The sequence below is a fragment of the Pseudomonas jilinensis genome, from assembly GCF_003586265.1.
Taxonomy (GTDB): Bacteria; Pseudomonadota; Gammaproteobacteria; order Pseudomonadales; family Pseudomonadaceae; genus Halopseudomonas; species Halopseudomonas phragmitis.
This window is the reverse complement of the sequence record NZ_QJSA01000031.1, coordinates 1-4,123: the sequence shown is the minus strand read 5'-3', so window position 1 is coordinate 4,123 and position 4,123 is coordinate 1. Positions and strand designations below refer to the sequence as shown.

Below are 4,123 nucleotides of genomic sequence, written 5' to 3'. Positions count from 1 at the left end.
GGCCGGGCAGAAAATGGTCATCGAAGCCGGTAGCGAACTGACTCTCAGCGCCGGCGGCAGCTTCATCCACATCAGCCCCGCCGGCATCAGCCTCAGCGGCCCCGGCATCAAACTCAATGCCGGCGGCAGCCCCGGCAAGGGCAGTGGCGCGGCGCCGAAGTTGCCGGAAGCTTCCGCCCATGTCGATAAGGCACTGACTGGAGAACAAAATTCTGGCGCCAGCTCCAATCCGCAATTGTCTACAACTGTTCCGAGCGAGCCAGGCTCACGGCAATTGATTGTTGACGCCTGGGGTGATCCCGATTTGGGTGGCCAGGTAACCATTCTCGACCCTGAGGAGCAGGCATGATTGAGCTCAAGGATCAGGCGATTGAGCAAGGTGTACGCAAGCGGGCCGAATATGACAGTGCACAGCGGGCACGTCTGGCCCTGAATATCGAGCGTACCGACGGCGGTGTGCTGCATATCCTCGTTGAAAAGGATATGCGCAGCCACGAAGAAGAGCCCGAGATACAGCAGAATACCTTTCTGGCTGTCTTGCCCATGGTGCGTTTGCCGGGGCACGATGAATACAATAAACCACCGCGAGGTGCTCTACCCAGAGCGGGGCGCATATACATTTTCTGTCAAGGCAAGCTATGGCGGGAACTGGTTTGCGACGGTAAGGGCAATCTTGCTGATGTGGATATAGTCTACTGGCGCAAGCAGGCAGAGCAGGAGCAGCAAGCGGATGAGCGAGAACCCGTAGGCAAACCGCTGGCGGTCACCTTGCTGCCGATCATGTTGCAGGGGCGGTTCGTTGCTGACCAGTACTGCATGGCCTATAGCGAAATGGCCTGGACCTGGGAATATATAACCTGGCTGGAAGCCAGCGAGTCCAGAGTCCAGGCCCGTTGCCAGGGAATTACGCCGGCCTGGTCTGCTGCTGTTCTCGGTGGCGAGCATTGGCAGGCGACTCAGGCTATGCCGGCGGTTTTGATTGATAAACATGTTGAGGGTTTACGTGCTCGGGACTTCAATGTGGAGAGCACACTGGTTGATCCCGCAGCCTTTGTTCCGTCATTCACGGCTTTTTCCGGAAACGAACTGGTTGTTAAACTCCAGCGCATCCAGGAAAAGCTGGCTTCAATCCAGCAGGGCGAACAGCCTGCGGCGTTGCCGGAACTGGCGACCGATGTAGACGTACTGGAAGACAAGAAGCTGCGCGGCTATCCACGGCTGGTTGGCCTGATGCTGGATGATCCGCTGTTTGTATTGCGCCACGCCACCGCTCAGGCACGCCAATGCGAAGCCTATTTGCTATGTTTGAATGCATTGGTCGCCCAGGGCGATAACGGTAACTATGCCCAGGTCGTTTACAGTACCGTAATGCGCCCAGGCGATAACCCGCTGGCGAAGTTTCGTCATCTGATCGACAGACCACACCTGTTGGAAGCGGTATTCGAGGATGAACGCAAAGCAACTCGCGATTATCTAGAACAAATCCTCCGGCGTATCTTGGTTCTGTTTGAGCAAGACCTGGACATTATTGCCGCCGACTGGCTTTACAGCCGCGATGAACGTCTGTTGGAACCCTACGCCTGGTTGACGGAAGCGTTGGATGCACTGAACAAGCTCCCTTCGCAGTGTGATGCCCTGTGCCACTCTCAGACCGATACCTCTCTGGAGCCCAGAATCAACCGTTTAGCTACGGCATTGCTAGGGGCGAACCATCGATTTACTCGCCATATCCTTGCGGGTGCCGATGGCCAGTTGCCTGAATCCGCTAAGCGACTGTTGACCTTGCTTGCCAGTGAGAGCGAGCCTGATCCTGCACGCATGGGCCTCAGCAGTTTGCTGCAGGCTGCCAACATTGAGCGAGCCCCTGCCGATCAATTATTCATCTACAAGAACAAGGCGGCGCTAGTCAGTGACTTGATGGATGTATTTGCCACAGCGGTAGGTACCCAACTCAACCGCATGGCAGGCAGTTTGGTCAATATCGAACTGCCACGCCTGTTTGCGCCCTCCTTTGGCGTGCTGGAAAAGCTTTCCTCTTCATGGCAAGGCTTGCAACTGATGCCAAGAGGCGAGGCTGCTGCCAGAGGTTGGGTGATATTGGGCGTTGAGGGAGCAGGGCTACGCTATGGCTTGAGCGCGGAAGAGCGACGTACATTGACCCGGCAAAGCTACCGCTACGCGACCCTGCACGACCGTTCAGGAACCTCGATTGGCTCGACCAGCCCAAGACATGCCAATCGCGAACTACCCAATTTGGGCAAAATCACTGTGGTTGCCGCGCCAGCAGATCACCCACAGGTGCAAAAGCTCAGTGCCTGGAAGCTGGAGGCCAATCGCGCCATTCAGGGAATGCTGGAAACGCCGACGCTGCCCTTGGTGGCAGTAGTGTGCGCCCTGTTTAATTTACAGGCGAATATTGTGGGGATGCGCGGGTTGAATCAGGAGGGTTTGGAGGGGGGGATCCGTTTTCAACTGGGAAAGGCGAGCGCTGTGGCGGACCTGGCTGTAGCATTAGGCAATCTGACCAGACCGATACTGGGTATGGACAACCGCTTGGTAACGCTTCTCAACAAGCCCCGTTTTGACGTATCACGTATTTCCTCCAGTTGGGCTGCCAAGCTGTACGAGCAGACAGGCAGCACCAAATTGCCCATATTGAGGACTCTATCCGCTGTAGCTATGGCAGCCACTTCAGTGCTTGCAGTTTGGGACGCCAAGCGGTCCTGGCATCAGGGCGATCATGATGCGGCCTTGGCTTATGGCGTTGCTGCAACCGGCGCTGCGGCATGGACGGCCTATGCTCTTGGCATGGCCATCAACCCCTTTGTACTGGTTGCTGGCGGCGTGCTGTTTATCGGCGGCAGCCTGCTGGCTAACTGGCTGATTGACAGTGATGCCGAGGCCATATTGAAAAACGGGCCTTTTGGTCGGGAACACGGGCAAGTCGGTGCGCTTGATCGCCTGCTCGGTGATGATAAACGCTTCGCCCACTTACAAGACCCGCAGACAGCCTACACCCAGTTGCTTGGCATTCTCGGCAGACCGGTGATTCGGGTTGAGCGCATGGCAACCTGGCTCCATCAGGCTACCTCTGCCCAGCGCATCTTGATACAAGCCATAGATGCTGAGCGCAGCCCGTCCGTCAGCCCGCCGTTGAGCTGTGTCCCACCCACGCCACAACTCCCACGTTTTGACGCTGATGATTGGGTGGTCAGCATCCATTCACCGCTGCTGTCCATGTTTGCCGGTGAGCATGAATTTCAACTGTACGCGGAAGAACAACTGGGCGCATTACCTCGCCAAGGGCTGGCGAGTGCCGAGCAGACTACCCGCAAAGCGGTCAATGACGCCAAATTGAGTGGGTTGGCGTTGGATCAGGGGACAGTACTCTATGTACTGCCCAACCAGTTTCGGCAAGTCCATTTGACGCCGGTGCAACGCCATCACTACACATTTACCCATCGGCTCAAGGTCACTGCGCAGTTTCATCTGCTGCAAGCTGACAACAAAGCCCATGTTCTGGTATTGCCACAGCCATCGCCCAAGCGCTGGCAGGCCTATGACCCCAGCTTCAAGCGTCGGCCGGCAGCCACTACCCGGCCAGATGACGCCCCTTATTGGCAGATCGAAACCAGCGAGTTCAAGGTATGAATGCCCAGCACCAGCCCGACAACCATGACTCACACTATGGCCCTGCCGCTTATCGGCCCGATGCCATTCCGGCCCTTGCTCCGGCATGGAATGACCGGAGTGGCATCACCCGCACGCCCTTGCACTGGGGGCACTATGCGGGGCTGGACTCCGTCACTGAGATAGAGTCACAACTGGAGGCCGGGCAGCACAAGGCCTATGAAAGACAGACCGCAGAGAAACGCCCGCACTTGATCTTTTGTGATGCGCAGCGTTGGCGGTTTGAAAATAGCAGCCGGATTCCGTATCTGCTGTTTATTATTAAGTGGAGTTGCTTTGGGTTTCCTTGGCTCATATGGGGAGTTAAAGTAGCAGCTCTTTTTGACACAGGTGTATTTGTAAGTTTTTTAATCGTTGCATTCTGGTTTGGGAATATGTTTTTTTTCGGCACCAGAAAGCAACACTGGGCCTACTGGTTTCTGGCCGCAGGGGC

1 protein-coding gene and 2 pseudogenes are annotated in these 4,123 nt (G+C 56.4%); all 3 read left to right on the top strand.

From position 1 onward, the window contains the following. Window positions 1–349, top strand: a pseudogene (locus C2846_RS18775) (DUF2345 domain-containing protein); the annotation flags it as partial. Further along, a complete protein-coding gene (locus tag C2846_RS18365) occupies window positions 346–3,651 on the top strand; it encodes a hypothetical protein (RefSeq protein ID WP_119702181.1) in 3,306 nt (1,101 codons plus the stop codon). The pseudogene C2846_RS18775 and the gene C2846_RS18365, both read left to right, overlap by 4 nt. After that, a pseudogene (locus tag C2846_RS18360) lies at window positions 3,648–4,123 on the top strand (hypothetical protein); the annotation flags it as partial. The gene C2846_RS18365 and the pseudogene C2846_RS18360, both read left to right, overlap by 4 nt.

Coding starts and splice junctions, on each gene's coding strand:
- C2846_RS18365 (WP_119702181.1), top strand. CDS start 346: ATGATTGAGCTCAAGGATCAGGCGATTGAGCAAGGTGTACGCAAGCGG.